Raw genomic sequence first — 18,826 nt, forward strand, 5'->3', positions numbered from 1 at the left:
TGCCGGAACAAATGCGCTGCACAAAAGCGCCGACGGTGCCCATTCTAGAGCGGCGGGCCGTCCCAGGCGTCGCGCGCAACCACTTCGTCGACGGGCCGCCGAGGAGCCGGCCGGAAAGTGTGCCCGGCGCGTAGCCGGCCCACCGGCAGCAGGCATCCCTGCGCGTAGCTCGGGGGAATACCAAGCAACCGGCCGATCTCCCCCTCGCGGTGCAGGTGCAGCGTCGTGATGCAGGTTCCGTAACCGCGGGTGTGCAGGGCGAGCTGAAAGTTCCACACGGCCGGGAAGATCGAGCCGTACAGCGTGGCCTGATGGAACGACTCGTCGCCGTCGACGCGGGGCAGGTAGGGCTCGTAGCACGGGATCACCAACGCGGGGACCCGGGCCATGTTCTCGACGAGCCACTCCGTCGACGACATGATCCGTCCCTGCGGCGTGCCGGCGGGAAGCAAATCGGCCAGTAGCTGCCCGCCGACGCGAAGCAGATACGACTCGCGGTACAGCTCGGCGATCTGGTCGCGCAGCGCCGGGTCGGTCACCACGAGCCACCGCCAGGACTGCTGATTGGAGCCGTTGGCGGCGTGCAAACCGATGCGCAGGCACTCCCGGATGTCGGCGATGTCGACCGGCGCATCGAGGTCGAGCGACTTGCGGGCCGAACGGGTCGCGGTAAGGAGGTACTCGATGTCCATCAAGCGCCCCTCTTGCCCAGGCGCGCACCGATTTCGGTGAGGTAGCGGTCGGGCCTACCCAGAAGTTCGCTCCAGCTCAGCAAGCGCTTGAGGTACAGATGGGCATCGTGCTCCCAGGTGTAACCGATGCCGCCGAAAACCTGGATGGCGGTGTCGCCCACGGTCGCCAGCCGCCCTGCGAACGCCTTCGCCCGCAGCGCGGCAAGATGGCGTTCGTCGGACGACGGTTCGTTGTCGGCGGCCCACAGCGCGTGGATCACACCGCTGCGGGCCAGCTCGACGGTCTCGTACATGTCGACGCACAGGTGTTGGACGGCCTGAAACGAGCCGATAACCTGGCCGAACTGCTTTCTGACCTTTGCGTATTCGATGGCCAGGTGCATGACGGCGCGCGCGGCGCCCAGCGCGTCGGCGGCGGTGGCGATGAGGATGTCGTCGATCACGGCGGCAACGTCGTCCGGCGAGGCCGTGGCCAGCCGGTGCGCGGCCGCGCCGTCGAGCTCGACGCGAAAGCGCTTGCGGGTCTGGTCGATACCGCGCTCGGGTGCGACAGCCACGCCGGACGAGTCGGTCTTCAACGCGTAAAGCCCGATGCCGGACGGGTCAGGCGCGAGCACCAGCAAGGTGTCGGCCGCGGCGGCGTCGGGCACGCCGGCGATCTCGCCCCGCATCGCGATCTCATCACCGCGGCCGGACACCTCGACGGCGGCGTTCTCCGCGTCCAGGAAGCCCACGGTGGCGATGGTGCTGCCGTCGGCGATCCCGGCCAAAATCGTTGCGCCAGGAGCATTGTCGGCTAAACGGGTCAGCGCACGCGCCGCGGCGACCGCGCTCGACAACCAGGGGCCCGGATGCAGGGCGGCGCCGAGTTCCTCGGCGACCACCCCCGCCTCGACCATCGTCATCCCGGCCCCGCCGTGTTCCTCGGGCACCAGCAGCCCGGTCACGCCGAGGTCGGCCAGACCCCGCCAGACCGCCTCGTCTTTACCGCCCATGCCGGTCGGATCGTCGAGCAGCGCGCGCACATGCCCCGAAATGGGCGCCTTCTCGGCGAGAAAGCGCCGCGTCGTGTCGCGCAGCGCGCCCTGTTCGTCGGTAAGTTCGAGGTTCATCGGCGGGGCAATCCCAGCACGCGCTGCGCGGTGATGTTCTTGTTGATCTGGGTCGTTCCCCCCGCGATGGTCAGCGATCGTGACGTGAGGCGGTAGCTCGCCCACGGGGCGCTGGTGCCGTGGCTGCCTAGCACGTCGAACGCGAGCGCGGCCATGTCCTGTCCGATCTCACCCCATACGGTCTTGGCCAGGCTGGCCGACGCGAACGGGTCGCCGCCGTGCAGCGTGGCGGAGATCGACCGCTGGCACAGCACCTCGAGATACTTGATGCGGACGGCGATTTCGCCGAGACGCCGCAGTATCACCGGGTCGTCCAGCGCGTCGCTTTGGGCGGCGAAGTCGTCCACCAGCTCTTCCAGCCGCACCTGCATCTCGGCGTACAGCCGCGCCGCGCCGGCACGCTCGTGGCTCAGGGTGGTGGTGGCCACCTGCCAGCCGGCGTTCAGCGGCCCGAGCAACGCATCGGCAGGCACCCGGACGTCGTGAAAGAACACCTCGGCGAAATCGGTGTCGCCGTTGAGCGTTACGAGTGGGCGCACCTCGATGCCGGGCAGCGACATGTCCACGATGAGGCAGGAGATCCCGTTGTGCTTCGGGGCGTCGGGATCGGTCCGCACGTACAGCTGACACCAGTCCGCGCGGTGCCCGAGCGAGGTCCAGATCTTCTGGCCGGTGATGACGAAGTCGTCCCCGTCACGCGCCGCCCGCGTGCGCAGCGCGGCGAGATCGGATCCGGCCTCGGGCTCCGACATTCCCTGGCACCAGATGTCGTCGGCGCGCATCATCCGGGGGAGCAGCGTCGTCTTCTGCTCTTCGGTGCCGTACTGCATGATCGCGGGCGCGATGTTGTTCATCCCAATGACGTTGAGCGGCATGGGCGCCCGTGCGCGAGTGGTTTCCTCGGTGTAGACCAGTTGCTCGAGCACGGTCGCCCCGCGGCCACCGTATTCGCGTGGCCAGGACACGGCGGCCCATCCCGCGTCGGCCATCGTCGCGCTCCACGTCCGCAGCAACTCGATCCCCGCGTCGTCCCGCCCGGCGGGCCGGCGGGCGGCCACCAGCTCCTCGGTCAGGTTCGCCGACAGCCAGTCGCGCAGCTCGGTGCGGAACTGTTCGGCTTCCGCGGGGTAGGAGAAGTCCATTTTTCCGGACACTACGTTGGAGCAGATATTAGGTCAACTAGGCGTTGGCGAGCATCGCCCTGATGCCTCGGCCCTCACGGGTCCAGCGCGTACGGGTGGCCGGAGCTCGCGGCCGGCGCCGGTGACGAAGGCGACCCGGTCGGCGAAGTCAATCATGTTGCGCTCCTTGGCAAGTGCGACCGATGCGCGGGCCGTGATTGACCGTAGGCGGGACCGGGCCCTACGCTGGAACAGATATTTGGTCAACAAAGCGCACCGATAGGGGGTCGATGGCAAACGACGCGCATGGCGACCGATTGCAGGCCCTCGGCATGTTCGCGTCCGCGCTCGCGGGCCGGCTCGTCGCGGTCGCCGAATTGCGGCCGGGTGAGCCCCCGTGGACGGACGGCCAGACGATCCACGTCACTGCCGCCGGGGCCCGCACGGCGATCGCCGTGCAGGCCTCGATGATCGCGGCGGGCAGCCTGGACGCCGGCGTCGTGCGTTGCCTGGTGCGCCGTCCCCGGCTGGCCAGGCGCTACCTGGCGGTCGAGGGCCACCGCGCGCTCGTCGCCAACGGTGCGCTGTTGCCGGCCAGCCTGGCGTTGGGAGACCGCGACATCGCAAGCCGCAGCGACTCGCCCGCCGCGTCGCTGCGGATCGCCGGGGGGAGGGCGGCGATCGACCACCCGGCGCCGGAATTCGGCGTGATCCGCCCGGCCAAGGTGTTGGCGGCCGCCGGCCGGGCGGGCACAGGGGAGGACGCGAACGCGCGACACGTGCCGCGGGGACAGCCGCGGCAACTCGCCGAACTGGACGACGGGCAGGTCGACGATTCCGACGACCCGGACATGTTCACCAGCCCGGTCGGCGGGGGCGGCTTCATCGGCAAGTGGCTGAAGAAGATGCTGTCGTCCGCGCGCAAGACAGGCAGCGGCGGTGGACCTCCCGGCGCGGATCTCCCGACCCACCGGACGAATTCGGCGAACCGCGGCCTGCACGCGGTCGCGTCGCTGGCGTCGGCGTCGGGCGATGAGGTCGACGACGAGCAAGCCAGACCCCCCGACGGCGTGACGTATCCCGAATGGGACGTCACCCGCAAGAGCTACCGGCCCGCGTGGTGCACCGTGCGCGAGGTAGAGCCGACCATCAAGACACAGGCGACGCAGGCCATAGCCGGAGACATTGGCGTCCGCCGCCCGCTGTCCCGCCTCGGCATGGGACTGCACCGCCGCCACCGCCAGCCGCAGGGCGACGACATCGACATCGACGCCGCGGTGGAGGCCCGGGTGGAGGTGCTGGCCGGGTCGGTGCCCGACGAGGCGGTGTACCTGGACAGCCTGCGCCGCCGGCGCGACCTGTCGGTGCTGCTCCTGCTCGACGTCTCGGGGTCGGCGGCCGAACCCGGCACGGTCGGGCGGACGGTGCACGAGCAACAGCGTGCGGCGGTCGCCAACCTCGCCGTCGCGCTGCACGACCTGGGCGACCGTGTCGCGCTGTACGCCTATTACTCGCAGGGCCGGCGCGCGGTGAGCATGGTGCCCGTCAAACGATTCGACGAGCACCTCGACTCCCTGGTCATGAGGCGGCTCAACAGCCTGGAGCCCGGCGCCTACTCCCGCCTGGGTGCGGCCATCCGGCACGGTGCGGCGGTTCTCAAGGCACGCGGGGGTACGTCACGGCGGCTGCTGGTGGTGCTGTCCGACGGGCTCGCCTACGACCACGGATACGAGCGCCCCTACGGCGCCGCGGACGCGCGCCGCGCCTTGGCCGAAGCCCGCCGCCGCGGCACCGGCTGCGTGTGCCTGACCATCGGCGCCGGCACCGATATCCAATCGCTGCGCAGGGTCTTCGGCAGCACCGCGCACGCGACGATCGCGCGCCCGGATCAACTCGCCGGCGTCATCGGGCCGCTGTTCCGGTCGGCGCTGCGCTCGGCCGAGGTCCGCCGCCGGGCGGCCGCGACCGCGCGCCCGTTCGTTGAAACAAACATCTGTTCCGGATAGGCTCCGGTCGAGGAGAAGGGAAGCTATGGCCAACGAGCCCGGTGTTGGTTACCGGAACGGCGCGACCCCCGAGGCTGAGATGGCACGGCCCTACTACCAGGCGATCGGCGGCGAAGAGGCCGTCTTCAAGGCGGCGTACCGCCAAGGGCTGTCGCTCCTCCTGAAGGGGCCGACGGGTTGCGGCAAGACACGATTCGTCGAGGCGATGGCCTACGACCTCGGCCGGCCGCTGATCACCGTCGCCTGTCATGACGACCTCACCACCGCGGACCTCGTCGGCCGCTACCTGTTGAAGGGCGACGAGACGGTGTGGGTGGACGGGCCGCTGACCCGCGCGGTGCGCGAGGGGGCGATCTGCTATCTCGACGAGGTGGTAGAGGCGCGGCAGGACACCACCGTGGTGCTGCACCCGCTCGCCGACCACCGCCGCCAGCTGCCCATCGAGCGTCTCGGGGTCACGCTGGACGCGGCGCCCGGCTTCGGCCTGGTGGTGTCGTACAACCCCGGCTATCAAAGCGTGCTCAAGGACCTCAAGGACTCGACACGTCAGCGGATGGTCGCCATCGAATTCGGCTTCCCCGCAGCCGATGTCGAGGAGTCGATCGTCGCGCACGAGGCCGGCGTCGACGGTGCCACGGCGGCCGAACTGGTGCGTTTCGGGCAGGCCATCCGCCGGCTGGAAACCGGCGGGCTGCGCGAGGTCGCGTCGACGCGCGTGCTGATCGCGGCGGCCCGGCTGGTGGCAGAGGGTCTGACGACACGCGAGGCGGCCCGGGCCGCGATCGCCGGGCCGCTGACCGACGACGCCGCGGTGGGGCAGGGCCTCGGCGAGATGATCGACATCTATCTGGGTGGGCCCGACGGGCGCCATGATTGACGCTGCCCACGGCCATGACTAGGGTTCAGAACAAATATTAGGTTTGCCGTCGCGCGCGCAATTTTGACGTCCTGGAGGTCAGATGTCCTACGAAAGCAGCGCAGAACCGATCAAGGTCGGCTACCTGATGGACTTCACGCTGCCACCGGGATTCCCCGAGGAGTTGTTGGCCAGTTTCACGCGGTGCTTCGACCTCGTCTTCGAGGAGGCCAGGGAACAGGGCCTGATCGATCGGCCGGTGCAAATGATCTACCGCGAGGTAGAGGGGTTGCCCAAGGGATCGGTCAAGTCGGTGATCGATGCCTTCGGGGAGCTCGTCGACCAAGGCTGCCTGGTGGTGTTCGGGCCGCACATCACCGACAACTGCGTGCCCACCCGCGAGGCGATCGAGGAGCGGTTCAAGGTGCCCGCGATCAGCGTCACCGGCACCGACGACTGGTTGGGCGAGTGGACCTTCTCCTTCCCGCAGGGATCGTTGACCGACGAGCCGATCTTCATCGCGGACCTCGTCGCTAAACGAGGGCTCGCCGAGATCGGGGTCCTCGTCGAGCAGAACCTGATCGGCGAGAGCTATCTGAGGAACCTGCGAAGCGCATGCCGGCGCAAGGGCATTCGCATCGTCGCGGAGGCGGCGATCGCGCAGACCGCTCAGGACATCAATGGGGCCGTGCGCACCCTGCACGACGCGAAGGCCGAAGCGATCGTGCACCTCGGCTTCGGCTTCGGGATCGTGTTCATCAACCCTGCGCTCGAGGCCGTCGATTGGGACCCGCCGCGCTTCACCACCACCGCCTTCCAGAACGCGTGGGTGAACCCGATCATGTGGAACGCCTTCATGGGTTGGATCGGGGTCGACCAGTACGACGAGGCGAATCGCGTCGGCCAGGACTTCCTCGACCGCTACGCCGCCAGGTACGAGGGCAGCCGTCCCGAGTATTGCGTGCCCGTGGTCAACCGTGACGTCGCCGCCACGCTCGTGCGCGCATTTGCCGACGCCCACCCGCTCAGCCCGCGCGGGGTCAAGGAGGCGCTGGAGCGGGTGAAGATGATGCCCGCCGCCTCGGGCGCGCCCGGCACCCGGGTGTCGTTCGGCAAGTGGACGCGGCGGGCGTGGATGGGCGCGGGCTACCTGGTGGCGCGGACGCTAGACGCCGACGGCGTCAACTCGCGCCTGGTCGACCGCTTCGGGGAGGACGGCTGATGTCGACGGAACAGTCCATACCGCTTGTCGCGGAGGAGAAGTCGGCGGCCCGACCTGACAAGCGCGGCTGGGGCGGCTGGATCGCCGGCGCCGCCTTGGCGGCGTTCACGCTGTTCTTCATCGCGAACTGTCGCGTAGCCCTCGACCCGCGCGTCGCCAACCCAAACGTGCAAGGTCGGCCGCGTCCGGTGAAATTCACGTTCGGGCTGGACTACATCGGATTCCTGGACTGGGCCACCGTGGTGGCGTTGATCGTGCTGCTTTTGGTGTTCATCAGGGGCTGGCGGCGCAATCCGGGCAGCCCGGTGATGTTGATGTTCCTGTGCACCACGCTGATCGTGTGGCAGGACCCGATCATGAACTGGTCGCCGTTCGCGGTGTACAACCCCGACCTCGTTCACTGGCCGGAGTCGTGGCCGCTCGTCTCGTTGTCGCCAACGGTCGAGCCGTTCGTGGTGTTCGGCTACGTCATGTTCTATTTCGGCCCTTACTTCCCGGCGGTCTGGATTCTGCGGAAGCTACAGGCCAAATACGGGCCCGAGGCTTTTGTGTCGCGACACCCCTTGGTTTGCCTCGGCCTGGTCACCATGGTGATCGGCTTTGTCATGGATGCGTTTTTGGAGAACACCCTCATCCACTGGGGCATGTACATCTACTCGCAGGTGATTCCGTGGGGCTCGGTGTTCACCGGGACGACCTTCCAGTTCCCGCTGATCTGGGAGTCGTTCTCGGTGACGTTCGTGATGGTGCCCGCGGCGATCCTCTGCTATCGCGACGACACCGGGAAATCGGTGGCCGAGAAGCTGGCCGCCAAGGCCAGGATCTTCCCCGGCCGCCCGGTGCTCGGCACGTTCCTGGTGATGTTCGCCATCATCAACGTGTCCTACTTCGCCTATGGCGCGTGGTTCTGGGCGATCAAGGCCAGCCACGCGGCGACCTCGGTGGCCTGCCCGTGGCCGTATCCGGAAGCCAAAGTATATGATCCGCAAGGCTTTTACGAGAAGGCGGGCGCTCAGGGCCCATACTCCGTCGGCATCTGGTCGACCTGGGCGAGCGGGGAGCCGAACGGGCGCCCGCACGTAGACCCGCCACCGCCCGGTCAAGGCGCCTGCGCCACCGCGGGCAAGAATGGCTGAGCCCCGCAGCGTCGTCATCACCGGCGCGTCCCGCGGGCTGGGGTTCGCCTCCGCGGTGCGCCTGTACCGCGAGGGGTGGCGCGTGGTCGCGGCCATGCGCAACCCCGACAAGGGAATGCCGTTGCTGCGCAGGGAAACCGGCGCGTCGGCCGGTGACGACCGGCTGATCGGTGTGCAGCTCGACCTGTTGGACGCGGCGTCGGTCTCGGCGGCCGCCAAGGCGATCGAGGAAGCCGTCGGCACCCCCTACGCGCTCGTGCACAACGCCGGCATCTCCGCCGCGGGAGTCGTCGAGGAAACCGATATGGCGTTATGGCAGAGGATGTTCGGGACCACCGTCATGGGTCCCGTCGCGCTCACCCAGGCGCTGCTGCCGTCGATGCGGGCGGCGGGGGAGGGGCGCATCGTCCTGGTATCCAGCGCGGCCGGCGTCCGCGGTCAACCGGGCACCGCGCCGTACGCCGCGGCCAAGGGAGCGTTGGAGCGGTGGGGCGAGTCGATGGCGGGCGAGATCGCTCCGTTCGGTCTCGGAGTCACCGTCTTGGTGGCCGGCATGTACGACACCGAGATCATCACAGACGCGGGCACCACCGACAATCGCGACTTCGGCGGCCCGTACGCCCGGTTGCACAACACGATGAACACTCGCGGGCGGTTCGCGATCAGTTTCGCCCGACCACCCGAGCGCTTCACCGACGGACTGCTCAAGGCGCTGGCCGACCGGGGTGCGTTCCGGCGCCGCGGTGTGGGCGCTGACTCCTCGATGCTTTTGGCGGCCAACAGGATCCTTCCGGATTCCGGCATGCACCACCTTTCGCGGATCGTGCTGGGCCTTCCCAGACAGGGCGCGATGCGGGGCGGGGCCTGGCCGTTGACTTGGCCCCAGCGAGCGATGGTGTTGGCGGCGCGCGTTCTTCCGCAGCCGGTGCTGCAGCGCCTTGCCGCGAGACGACAACGAACAGGGGACCAGTAATGGAACAGCTTTTCGACGACCTGGAGGACTTCGGTGCCTTCGACGACGCGATCTCCGGTGACGTGCGCGATCCGTACACCGAGCTGGCGCGGCTGCGCCGCGAGGAACCGGTGCAGCGGCTCGAGACGTCGGGAGCGCTTCCGCACGAGGAAGGCCTGCCGATGTTCATCGTGTATCGCCACGAGGACATCCAGCAGATGCTGCGCGACAACGAGACGTTCTCCTCGGCCGCCGTCATCGCTGCGTTCGGCCCGGTGCTGGGTGAAGGCGTGATGCTCGGCATGGACGAGCCGATCCACGGCCGGCTGCGGTCATTGGTGTCGAAGGCCTTCTCGCAGAAGTCATTGGCGCGCTGGCAGGACGAGTTGGTCGGCCGCGTGGCGAACGGCCTGATCGACAACTTCGCGCCGAACGGCAAGGCGGATCTGGTCAAGGAGTTCACTTTCGACTATCCGAGCCAGATCATCGCGGGCCTGCTGGGCTTGCCGGAGACGGATTACCCGCAGTTCCAGCGGTGGTCGATTTCGCTGCTGAGTTGGCTGATGAACCCGGAACGCGGGCTTGCGGCCTCGGCCGCGCTGTGCGATTACTTCGCGCCGATACTGCAGGCCCGGCGTGCCGAACCGCGCGACGACCTGATCAGCGCCCTGGCCCAGGCCGAAATCGACGGCGAGAAGCTCGACGACGAGGAGATCTACTCGTTCCTGCGCCTGCTGCTGCCCGCCGGGGTGGAGACGACGTACCGGGCCCTGGGCAGCCTGCTGTTGGCGCTGCTGTCGGACCCTGCGCAACTGGATGCCATCCGCGCGGACCGGTCGCTGCTGCCGCAGGCGATCGAGGAGGGGGTGCGGTGGGAATCACCGTTGCTGACCATCACCCGGGTGGCGACTCGCGACACCGAACTCGGCGGCGTGGCGATACCGGCGGGGGCGACGGTCATGCCGATGCTGGGTTCGGCGAACCGGCAAGAGGACCGCTATCCCGATCCGAACAGGTTCGACATCCACCGCGAGGCCCGGGCGCATCTGGGCTGGGGGCACGGCGTGCACGTCTGCCTCGGCATGCACCTGGCCCGGCTGGAGATGCGCACCGCCATCAACCTGCTGCTGGATCGGCTGCCGAATCTTCGGCTGGATCCCGACGCGGACGACCCGCACATCCGGGGCCAAGTCTTCCGGTCGCCGACGTCGGTACCGGTGCTGTTCGACCCCAGCTAGACAGCCCTCGCGAAGGTTGGATATTGCCAATCGGCTACTTTCCAGTAAGGCTCTCTGTAGCCCCTCAACGATTCAGAAGAGAGTGACAAACATGACTGAGGCTGTAAAGGTCCGTTTCGAGCCGAAGATGATGATCGACGGCAAGCTCGTCGAGGGCCAGGCCGGCACCTTCACCAACATCAACCCCGCGACCGAGGAGCCGCTCGGTGAGGTCGCGGACGCGTCGAAGGAAGACATGCACCGCGCCATCGACGCCGCGCGGCGCGCCTTCGACGAGACGGACTGGTCGACCAACCGGGAGCTGCGCAAGCGCTGCCTGCTGCAACTGCACGAGGCGATCGAATCGGAGAAGGAAGAGCTGCGCGAGGAGCTCATCCTCGAGGTCGGCTCGCCGCGGGCCATCACCTTCGGCCCCCAGCTGGACGCCCCACTCGAAGACGGACTGAAGTACCCGGCCAGGTTGATCGACGAGTACGCCTGGGAAACCGACCTCGGCGACAAGGTGATCAGCCTGACCGGCACGCTGACCACCCGCAAGGTCTGGCGCGAACCCGTGGGCGTGGTCGGCGCGATCGTGCCATGGAACTTCCCGTTCGAGGTCACCCTCAACAAGCTCGGCCAGGCGCTGGGCACCGGCAACACCGTGGTGCTCAAGCCGGCGCCCAACACGCCGTTCAACGCGACCCGGCTCGGCAGGCTGATCGCCGAGAAGACCGACATTCCTGCGGGCGTCGTCAACGTCGTGACGGCGTCGGATCACTTTGTCGGCGAGGAACTTACGCTGTCGCCGAAGGTCGACCTGATCTCCTTCACCGGTTCCACCGTGGTCGGCCAGCGGATCATGGAAAAGGGCGCCGCGACGATGAAGCGGCTGTTTTTGGAGCTCGGCGGCAAGTCGGCGACGATCGTCTTGGAGGACGCCGACTTCGGCGCGGCCTGCGCGATCGGCATCGCGCCGTGCATGCATGCCGGGCAGGGCTGCGCCAACCCCACCCGGATGCTGTTGCCGCGGTCCCGCTACGACGAGGGTGTCGCGATCCTCAAGAGCATCTACGAGAACGTCACGTGCGGCGACCCGCAGGATCCCGGAACCCTGTGCGGGCCGGTGATTTCGGAGGTGCAGCGCAACCGCGTGATGGGCTACATCCGCAAGGGCGTCGAGGAGGGCGCCACCGCGTTGGTCGGCGGCCCGGACGCGCCCACCGGCTTCGACAAGGGATTCTACGTCAGGCCAACGCTTTTCACCGACGTCGACAACTCCATGACGATCGCCCAGGAGGAGATCTTCGGTCCCGTGCTTGCGGTCATTCCGTACGACGACGAGGAGGACGCGATCCGGATCGCCAACGACAGCAAGTACGGGCTGGCGGGCAACGTGATGTCGGGCTCGCTGGAGCGTTCGCTGGCGGTGGCCCGCCGGATCCGGGCCGGGTTCATGGGCGTCAACGGCGGCGCTCCCTACGGCGCCGACACGCCGTTCGGCGGTTACAAGTACAGCGGGGTGGGCCGGCAGAACGGCGTCGCCGGGTTCGACCAGTACACCGAGATCAAGTCGGTGGCTTACCCCGCCGGGTGATGGCCGCGAAGCCAAGTGCGCGGAAAGGAGCGGCCCTCGAATCCTCTCCGAGGGCCGCTCCCTTGAGCACCTGCTACAGAACCGGATTCAGCGGACCGGTGTAGCGCCAGATCATGCCGGTGCTGTGCAGCTGGTACAGGCTGTTGCCCGACGCGGCGATCGAGACGGAAGCCGCGTTGCCGTCGAGCTGCTGCCAACCGGTGTTAGGCGGGCCGACATATGCCCATATCGCACCGGTGTTGTGAATCTGGAACAGGTTTCCCGAGGCGGCGGCGATCTGCTTGGTTGCCGGATTCTGATCCAGCTGCTGCCAGCCGGTCATCGGTGTTCCGGTGTAGCGCCAGATCTTTCCCGTGTTGTGCAACTGATACAGGCGGCCCGCGTCGGCCACGATCGACACGGACGCGGAATTCTGGTCCAGCATTTGCCAGCCGGTTATTGGTGTTCCGGTGTAGCGGAAGATCTTTCCGGTGTTGTGCAGCTGGTAGAGGTTGCCTCCGCTGGCGGCGATCTGCTTCGTCGCGGTGTTCTGGTCCAGCATTTGCCAGCCGGTTATCGGTGTTCCGGTGTAGCGGAAGATCTTTCCGGTGTCGTGCAGCTGGTTGAGGTTGGACCCGTCGGCCACGATTGACACGGTGGCGGGGTTTTGGTCCAGCAGTTGCCAGCCGGTTATTGGTGTTCCGGTGTAGCGGAAGATCTTTCCGGTGTTGTGCAGCTGGTAGAGGTTGCCGCCGCTGGCGGCGATCATCTTGGTGTCGGGATTCTGGTCTAGCATTTCCCAGCCGGTGATCGGTGTTCCGATGTAGCGAAAGATCTTTCCGGTGTCGTGCAACTGGTAGAGATCCGCGCCGTCAGCCACGATGGCTATGGTCGCCGGATTGTGGTCGAGCTGCAGCCAATCCGGCCAGTGGGCGACGGAGACGGTTGTCGGGGTGCGCAACCACGCCTCATAGGTGATTGCCCGCATGGATGGTTCGTCGATGATGCCGATCGAGTCCCAGGTGAACAGCGCGTAGCCGACCCTCGTGCCGTCCACCCCACTGGGCACCGAGACTTGAAGCTGCTCGGCTAGCCAACTCATCGTGCCGTAGCCGCACAAACTGACGCAGTGGTTTTCGTTCTTGTCGACGTTGTAGCTCGTCGCAAACCAACCGCTCTTCCCGTCGTTGGCGCGCCAGGTGTTGAGCAGCTGCTCTCCGGCGACGCCGATCTTCACCGGGCCTTGTGAAATCGCGTTCTGCAAGGTGTCGGAGTTGCTCCAGTCGACCGAGACGTACTTTCCGTCGTCGTAGGTCGCGGACGGGCCGGAGAACCCGTCGGACTGCATGAAGTCCAACACCTCGACCAGTGTTGCGCCCTCGAGAACCCCGTGCCGGGTGGCCCATGCGATGACATCGGCTTCGCTGATGAAGATTTCGGGGTTGTTGCACGACTTGGCGAAGGCTTCTTCGGCGGTGACGCAGTCGCCGTGGACGTCGTTGCCCCAGATGGACAATTGCGACGGCACGACGATGCTGTTCGGCGGTGTCAGCGCCGTCGCCACGTGAGGCGTCGCGGCTGCCAGGGCATGCCGTGGTGACGGAATTGCACCAAACTTCGGATCTGTGGTCATTGGTCGCTCCTCGGACCTGGTTGGGTATTGCTCTCCTGGCTGGATTCGGGAGGTCGCTTTGCCCGTAGGACCACCCACTCACAGATGGTGTCCAACGCGATCCGGTCTTGGCGTGCGTAGTGGGCTACTCCAATGCTTCTTCGGGGTGCTACTCGAATTCATCTTGAACTCGGTCGTTCGTCTTTTCGGCTAGGTCGGCGAGGAAAACCACCCCGCCCCACTCCCTCCCAACCGCCTGGTTGACAATCGACGCAGACCCCAAGTCAAAGGAGACACCACCATGGCTGAAGCCGTCATCGTCGAGGCCGTCCGATCCCCGCTCGGGAAGCGCAACGGCGGGCTGTCCGGCGTGCACTCGGCCGACCTGTCCGCGCAGGTCCTCAATGGGTTGGTCGACAAGGCCGGCATCGACCCCGGGCTCGTCGACGACGTCATCTGGGGCTGCGTCAGCCAGGCCGGCGAACAGGCCATCGACATCGCCCGCACCGCGGTGCTGGCGGCCGGCTGGCCCGAGACCGTCCCTGGCGTGACCGTCGACCGCCAATGCGGGTCGAGCCAGCAGTCCATCCATTTCGCCGCGGCCGGCGTGGTGGCCGGGCACTACGACGTCGTCGTCGCCGGCGGTGTCGAGTCGATGTCGCGCACTCCGATGGGGTCGTCGCTCGCCAACGGCGGCAACCCGTACCCGCAGGCCTTCAAGGACCGCTACCACCGCACGCCGAATCAGGGCATCGGCGCGGAGATGATCGCCGAGCAGTGGGGCTTCGACCGGCTCGCGCTCGACGAGTTCTCCCTGGGATCGCACGAAAAGGCTGCCGCCGCACAGGATTCCGGCGCGTTCGACGACCAGATCGTGGGCATCAACGTGGCCGACGGCCACGAAAAATCAACAGTCTTGAAGGACGAGGGCATCCGCCGCGGCACCCCGATGGAAAAGATGGCGTCGCTGAAGCCCGCGTTCAAGGAGGACGGCGTGATCCACGCCGGCAACTCCTCGCAGATCACCGACGGCTCGGCCGCGATCCTGTTCATGTCCGCCGAGAAGGCCAAGGAACTGGGCCTCACCCCGATCGCCAAGGTGCACACCGCCGTACTGGCCGGCGCCGACCCGGTGATCATGCTGACCGCGCCCATCCCGGCGACCCAGAAGGCGCTGAAGAAATCCGGGCTCTCGATCGGCGACATCGGGGCCTATGAGGTCAACGAGGCGTTCGCGCCCGTCCCGCTGGCGTGGCTAAGGGACATCGGGGCCGACGAAAAGAAGCTCAACCCCAACGGCGGTGCCATCGCGCTGGGCCACCCGCTCGGCGGCTCGGGGGCGCGACTGATGACCACGCTGCTGTACCACATGCGCGACAAGGGAATTCGCTACGGACTGCAGACGATGTGTGAGGGCGGCGGTCAGGCCAACGCCACGATCGTGGAACTGCTGTGACCGAAGCTGGCAACGGCCAGCCGGGAGCCCTCGTCGAGCACCGCGGCAACGTGATGGTCATAACCATCAACCGGCCGGAGGCCCGCAACGCGGTCAACGCGGCCGTCAGCATCGGCGTCGGGGATGCGCTGGAGCAGGCGCAACACGACCTCGACGTGCGGGCGGTGGTGATCACCGGCGCCGGGGACAAGTCGTTCTGCGCCGGCGCGGACCTCAAGGCGATCTCGCGTCGGGAGAACCTGTATCACCCCGAGCACGGCGAGTGGGGCTTCGCGGGTTACGTGCACCACTTCATCGACAAGCCGACGATCGCCGCGGTCAACGGCACCGCACTGGGCGGCGGCACCGAACTCGCGCTGGCCAGCGACCTGGTGGTCGCCGACGAGCGCGCCACGTTCGGGCTGCCGGAGGTGAAGCGGGGGCTGATCGCGGCCGCCGGCGGCGTCTTCCGGATCATGGACCAGCTGCCCCGCAAGGTGGCCATGGAATTGCTGTTCACCGGCGAGCCGATCACCGCGTCCGACGCCCTGGAATGGGGGCTGATCAACCAGGTGGTCAGCGAGGGTTCGGTGCTGGACGCCGCGCTGGCCCTGGCGGCGCGGGTGACCGCCAACGCGCCGCTGTCGGTGCAGGCCAGCAAGCGCATCGCCTACGGCGTCGACGACGGCGTCATCGTCGGCGACGAACCCGGTTGGGAGCGCACCATGCGCGAGATGCGGACCCTGATCCGATCCGAGGACGCCAAGGAAGGACCCTTGGCGTTCGCCGAGAAGCGGGAACCCGTCTGGAAGGCCCGCTAGCCCGGTGACGATGCACGCCGGAACGGCGGGCTGAGGAGGCGGGCAATCGAGCTAGCGCGCGAGCGTGTTCACCGCGCGGTCGAACACGCCCGGTAGCAGCGTGCACGCCGGGACGATGGCGCGGCGGGCCACGCGCGGCGCGCTACCCAGCACCAGCGCCCGGGTGAGCAGCCGGTAGTTGCGGGTGACCCGGTGCCATGCGGCCTCGTACGACGACGGGGCGTCGTTGGCGATGGCGTCGACCGCCGCGGCCGCCTGCTTGACCGCGAGGCTGATGCCCTCGCCGGTCAGGGCGTCCTCGTAGCCGGCCGCGTCTCCCACCAGCAGCACCCGGCCCGCGACGCGGCGGGAGACCACCTGGCGCAGCGGGCCGCAGCCGCGGGGGTGCCCGCGCTCCGCGCCCTGCAGGTGGCGGGCCAGCCAGGGGAACCAAGCCAGGTCGGGTCGCCCGCCGGAGAGGATCGCCACGCCGACCAGGTCCGGCTCCACCGGGGTCACGTAGGCCTCACCCCAGCGGGACCAGTGCACCTCCACGAACTCCGACCACGCCGGCACCTTGAAGTGCCACCGCACGCCGTGGCGCCGGGGCGTTCCGGCCTTGGCCTGGATTCCGACGGCGCGGCGCACCGGCGAGTGCAGCCCGTCGGCCGCCACCAACCATTTCGCGCGCACCCCCGCGGCGGTCACGCCGTGCGCGTCCTGCTGGACGCTGGTCACGCGGGCCCGGATCCACTCGGTGTCTTCCTCTTTGGCGCGCGCCGCCAGCGCCGCGTGCAGCGTCGTGCGTCGCACGCCCCGGCCCGGCCCGCTGCGGAACCGCGCCTCCGCCCGGCGTTGTTCGTTCACGTAGGCGATCCCGCGGAAGGCCATCCCGGCCGGATCGACGCCGAGCGAGGTCAGCTCGGCCAGACCGCCGGGCATCAGGCCCTCGCCGCAGGCCTTGTCGATCGGGCCCTCGCGGGACTCGGCCACGATCACCGAAAGCCCTTGGCGGCGAGCGTGTAACGCCGTGGCGAGGCCGCCTGGGCCGCCGCCGACGATCAGCAGGTCGGAGTCGTAGGCGCTCATGCGTATCCCAGGGCCGAGTTCTCCACCCGCAGCCGCACGCGCAGCAACAGCGCGTTGGCCAGCGTGAAGATGATCGCCGTCAGCCACGCGGTGTGCACCAAGGGCAGCGCGAACCCCTCGGCCACCACGGCGACATAGTTCGGGTGGTGCAGCCAGCGGTAGGGGCCCCGGACCACCAGCGGCGCGTAGGGCAACACGATCACCCGGGTGTTCCACCTCCGGCCCAGCGTCCGGATGCACCACCAGCGCAGCCCCTGGCTGGCCGCCAGCACGACCACCATCGGCCAGCCCAGCCAGGGGATGAACGGGCGGTGCAGCGCCCAGGGTTCGATGAGGCAACCGAACAGCAGCGCGGTGTGCAGCGCGACCATCACCGGGTAGTGGTTCTGGCCAAACTCCTTGCCGCCCTGGGCAAAAGACCATCGCGCGTTCCGTTGGGCGACCACCAGCTCGGCGAGCCGTTCGACGCCCACCGCGAGAATCAGCAAGTAATACATAGCTGTATCGCGCCCTACCAGCTCAGCAGGACGAGTTCGGCGGAAAAGCCCGGTCCCATCGCGATCATCAGCCCGATGGAGCCCGGCGACGGTGGGTCGGCCATGGTGGCGTGCAGTATATCAAGCACCGAGACCGACGAAAGGTTTCCGTTGTTGCGCAACGAGTTTCTGGTGTGCGCGAACGCATCCGGGGGCAACTCCAACACGTCTTGGACCGCGTCGATCACCTTCGGACCGGCGGCGTGCAACAGCCACGTCGACACGTCGGTTGTGCTCAGCCCGTGGTCGGCGAGGAAGTCGCGGATGTCGTCGCCCAGGTACTTCTCGACGATGGTCGCAATCTCCACGGACAGCACGATCTGAAACCCGCTGCTGCCGATGTTCCAGCCCAACACGTCCTCGGTGTCCGGGTAGGTCCGGCTGCGGGTGGCCAGCAGCTTGGGCCCGGCCCCCGATCTGGACGCGCGGTCGGCGCCCACGGCGACGACGACGCCGGCACCATCGCCAAACAGGCTGGAAGCCACCAGATTTGGGAGCGAATGGTCCTGGCGCTGCACGGTCAGCGAGCAGAGCTCGACCGCCAGCAGCACCGCCACGTCAGTGGGGAATGCGCGCAGGTAGTCGTGCACCCGGGCCATGCCGGCCGCGCCGGCGACGCAACCCAGGCCGAACAGCGGAACCCGCTTGACGTCCTGCCGAAATCCGAGTCGTGTGGCCAGCCGCGCCTCCAGCGACGGGACCGCTAACCCGGTCACCGTGGTCGAAAAGATGGCGTCGACCTCCGACGGCTTGACATTGGCCTGGTCAAGCGCGGTGAGCATCGCCTCCTCGGCCAGGTCGAGCGCTATTTCGATGTAGGCATCGTTGGCCTCGGTGAAGCCGCTCAGCTCTCCGTATCGCGACAGTGGTAGGGCGATGTTTCGGAACTCAACGCCGCTGCTCCGGGCGAACTTCCGAAATTCCGGACCCGCGAACTCGGTCAACGCGCCGATGGTCTCATCCTGCGTGTATCGATTGGGTGGGAACTTTACTGAAACTCCTGCGACGGACGGAACCGCCTCGGCTGTGAGCGTCCTCGATCTTGGCCGAACCGAATTACCCCCGATTATCTCCTCCATGTAGGGGGTCACGTTACCGCCGTCCGACAGGTTCAATGTGCGCTACGCCACAGCGTTGGGAATGCGAATTCCGGGCAGGCTGATGCGGCCCGCGCCGACAGCGCCGATGGCACCGGCATTCAACGAGACCCCAAAAAGCCTGGCCCGCAACGATTCTTCAATGCCGCATAACGGAGAGGACGTCGCGCTTGTTTCGCTGCGAGAGGCCATCGGAATCATCGTTGCCCGCGTTGTGTATTTCCCGATTTGATGCACACGAGTTCAATATGCTGCGTTTTAGCCTTTTGCACTCGAGTTGAATAAGCACGCCTTACGCGGCCCACGTTGCCGATGCCGGTATTGGTAATTCCGCGATATAAACCGCTCTAACTTTTCCGGATCAGCG

The 18,826-nt window shown here is 67.6% G+C and carries 16 protein-coding genes; 9 read left to right on the forward strand and 7 right to left on the reverse strand.

The features are described 5' to 3' along the window. Window positions 1-44: 44 nt before the first annotated feature. From N415_RS24150 to N415_RS24160, 3 genes are read right to left on the reverse strand one after another with little or no spacing between them, the layout of a single operon-like run. Window positions 45-692, reverse strand: a complete 648-nt coding sequence (locus tag N415_RS24150; protein ID WP_068187429.1) for a nitroreductase family protein — start codon at window positions 690-692, stop codon at window positions 45-47. Next, window positions 692-1,804, reverse strand: a complete 1,113-nt coding sequence (locus N415_RS24155) for an acyl-CoA dehydrogenase family protein (RefSeq protein ID WP_068187430.1) — start codon at window positions 1,802-1,804, stop codon at window positions 692-694. Before N415_RS24155 ends, N415_RS24150 begins: the two co-directional genes overlap by 1 nt. After that, window positions 1,801-2,946 carry an acyl-CoA dehydrogenase family protein gene (locus N415_RS24160; RefSeq protein WP_068187431.1) on the reverse strand — a complete coding sequence of 382 codons (1,146 nt, stop codon included), beginning with the start codon at window positions 2,944-2,946 and terminating at the stop codon, window positions 1,801-1,803. Before N415_RS24160 ends, N415_RS24155 begins: the two co-directional genes overlap by 4 nt. 269 nt (window positions 2,947-3,215) lie before the next feature. On the opposite strand from N415_RS24160, the gene N415_RS24165 reads away from it, so the two are divergent. The 7 genes from N415_RS24165 (at window position 3,216) to N415_RS24195 (ending at window position 11,911) form a co-directional block, all read left to right on the forward strand. Continuing rightward, window positions 3,216-4,931 (forward strand): VWA domain-containing protein, encoded by a 1,716-nt coding sequence (locus tag N415_RS24165; RefSeq protein WP_068187432.1) that lies wholly within the window; start codon window positions 3,216-3,218, stop codon window positions 4,929-4,931. 25 nt (window positions 4,932-4,956) lie between these two features. Further along, a complete protein-coding gene (locus N415_RS24170) occupies window positions 4,957-5,808 on the forward strand; it encodes a CbbQ/NirQ/NorQ/GpvN family protein (protein WP_068187433.1) in 852 nt (283 codons plus the stop codon). A gap of 82 nt (window positions 5,809-5,890) precedes the next feature. After that, window positions 5,891-7,009: an ABC transporter substrate-binding protein gene (locus N415_RS24175; protein ID WP_068187434.1), complete on the forward strand. Its 1,119-nt coding sequence runs from the start codon at window positions 5,891-5,893 to the stop codon at window positions 7,007-7,009. Beyond that, window positions 7,009-8,145 carry a spirocyclase AveC family protein gene (locus N415_RS24180; protein WP_068187435.1) on the forward strand — a complete coding sequence of 379 codons (1,137 nt, stop codon included), beginning with the start codon at window positions 7,009-7,011 and terminating at the stop codon, window positions 8,143-8,145. The genes N415_RS24175 and N415_RS24180 overlap by 1 nt, the downstream gene beginning before the upstream one ends. Continuing rightward, window positions 8,138-9,118: an SDR family NAD(P)-dependent oxidoreductase gene (locus N415_RS24185; protein WP_068187436.1), complete on the forward strand. Its 981-nt coding sequence runs from the start codon at window positions 8,138-8,140 to the stop codon at window positions 9,116-9,118. Before N415_RS24180 ends, N415_RS24185 begins: the two co-directional genes overlap by 8 nt. After that, window positions 9,118-10,335 (forward strand): cytochrome P450, encoded by a 1,218-nt coding sequence (locus N415_RS24190; protein ID WP_068187437.1) that lies wholly within the window; start codon window positions 9,118-9,120, stop codon window positions 10,333-10,335. Before N415_RS24185 ends, N415_RS24190 begins: the two co-directional genes overlap by 1 nt. Before the next feature lie 91 nt (window positions 10,336-10,426). Beyond that, window positions 10,427-11,911, forward strand: coding sequence for an aldehyde dehydrogenase family protein (locus tag N415_RS24195; protein ID WP_068187438.1), 1,485 nt, complete (start codon window positions 10,427-10,429; stop codon window positions 11,909-11,911). A 73-nt stretch (window positions 11,912-11,984) separates the two neighbouring features. Here N415_RS24195 and N415_RS24200 read toward each other — a convergent pair whose 3' ends face one another. Further along, window positions 11,985-13,523, reverse strand: a complete 1,539-nt coding sequence (locus N415_RS24200) for a hypothetical protein (RefSeq protein WP_152531548.1) — start codon at window positions 13,521-13,523, stop codon at window positions 11,985-11,987. A 280-nt stretch (window positions 13,524-13,803) separates the two neighbouring features. Here N415_RS24200 and N415_RS24205 point away from each other — a divergent pair, with 280 nt between their 5' ends. After that, window positions 13,804-14,958 carry a thiolase family protein gene (locus N415_RS24205; protein WP_068187440.1) on the forward strand — a complete coding sequence of 385 codons (1,155 nt, stop codon included), beginning with the start codon at window positions 13,804-13,806 and terminating at the stop codon, window positions 14,956-14,958. After that, window positions 14,955-15,758 carry a crotonase/enoyl-CoA hydratase family protein gene (locus tag N415_RS24210; RefSeq protein WP_068187441.1) on the forward strand — a complete coding sequence of 268 codons (804 nt, stop codon included), beginning with the start codon at window positions 14,955-14,957 and terminating at the stop codon, window positions 15,756-15,758. Before N415_RS24205 ends, N415_RS24210 begins: the two co-directional genes overlap by 4 nt. A gap of 51 nt (window positions 15,759-15,809) precedes the next feature. Here N415_RS24210 and N415_RS24215 read toward each other — a convergent pair whose 3' ends face one another. The 3 genes from N415_RS24215 to N415_RS24225 are packed head-to-tail and all read right to left on the reverse strand — an operon-like array spanning window position 15,810 to window position 18,441. Beyond that, complete coding sequence (locus N415_RS24215; protein ID WP_068187442.1) at window positions 15,810-16,826, reverse strand: NAD(P)/FAD-dependent oxidoreductase; 1,017 nt, start codon at window positions 16,824-16,826, stop codon at window positions 15,810-15,812. After that, window positions 16,823-17,323 (reverse strand): isoprenylcysteine carboxyl methyltransferase family protein, encoded by a 501-nt coding sequence (locus N415_RS24220; RefSeq protein ID WP_068103028.1) that lies wholly within the window; start codon window positions 17,321-17,323, stop codon window positions 16,823-16,825. The genes N415_RS24215 and N415_RS24220 overlap by 4 nt, the downstream gene beginning before the upstream one ends. 14 nt (window positions 17,324-17,337) lie before the next feature. After that, window positions 17,338-18,441 carry a 3-oxoacyl-[acyl-carrier-protein] synthase III C-terminal domain-containing protein gene (locus tag N415_RS24225; RefSeq protein WP_068187460.1) on the reverse strand — a complete coding sequence of 368 codons (1,104 nt, stop codon included), beginning with the start codon at window positions 18,439-18,441 and terminating at the stop codon, window positions 17,338-17,340. Between the last annotated feature and the right edge of the window lie 385 nt (window positions 18,442-18,826).

Origin of the sequence: Mycobacterium sp. UM_CSW (assembly GCF_000455205.1) — a bacterium.
Taxonomy (GTDB): Bacteria; Actinomycetota; Actinomycetes; order Mycobacteriales; family Mycobacteriaceae; genus Mycobacterium.

Coding starts and splice junctions, on each gene's coding strand:
- N415_RS24165 (WP_068187432.1), top strand. CDS start 3,216: ATGGCAAACGACGCGCATGGCGACCGATTGCAGGCCCTCGGCATGTTC.
- N415_RS24170 (WP_068187433.1), top strand. CDS start 4,957: ATGGCCAACGAGCCCGGTGTTGGTTACCGGAACGGCGCGACCCCCGAG.
- N415_RS24215 (WP_068187442.1), bottom strand. CDS start 16,826: ATGAGCGCCTACGACTCCGACCTGCTGATCGTCGGCGGCGGCCCAGGC.
- N415_RS24155 (WP_068187430.1), bottom strand. CDS start 1,804: ATGAACCTCGAACTTACCGACGAACAGGGCGCGCTGCGCGACACGACG.
- N415_RS24205 (WP_068187440.1), top strand. CDS start 13,804: ATGGCTGAAGCCGTCATCGTCGAGGCCGTCCGATCCCCGCTCGGGAAG.
- N415_RS24150 (WP_068187429.1), bottom strand. CDS start 692: ATGGACATCGAGTACCTCCTTACCGCGACCCGTTCGGCCCGCAAGTCG.
- N415_RS24160 (WP_068187431.1), bottom strand. CDS start 2,946: ATGGACTTCTCCTACCCCGCGGAAGCCGAACAGTTCCGCACCGAGCTG.
- N415_RS24225 (WP_068187460.1), bottom strand. CDS start 18,441: ATGGAGGAGATAATCGGGGGTAATTCGGTTCGGCCAAGATCGAGGACG.
- N415_RS24185 (WP_068187436.1), top strand. CDS start 8,138: ATGGCTGAGCCCCGCAGCGTCGTCATCACCGGCGCGTCCCGCGGGCTG.
- N415_RS24195 (WP_068187438.1), top strand. CDS start 10,427: ATGACTGAGGCTGTAAAGGTCCGTTTCGAGCCGAAGATGATGATCGAC.
- N415_RS24220 (WP_068103028.1), bottom strand. CDS start 17,323: ATGTATTACTTGCTGATTCTCGCGGTGGGCGTCGAACGGCTCGCCGAG.
- N415_RS24180 (WP_068187435.1), top strand. CDS start 7,009: ATGTCGACGGAACAGTCCATACCGCTTGTCGCGGAGGAGAAGTCGGCG.
- N415_RS24190 (WP_068187437.1), top strand. CDS start 9,118: ATGGAACAGCTTTTCGACGACCTGGAGGACTTCGGTGCCTTCGACGAC.
- N415_RS24200 (WP_152531548.1), bottom strand. CDS start 13,523: ATGACCACAGATCCGAAGTTTGGTGCAATTCCGTCACCACGGCATGCC.
- N415_RS24175 (WP_068187434.1), top strand. CDS start 5,891: ATGTCCTACGAAAGCAGCGCAGAACCGATCAAGGTCGGCTACCTGATG.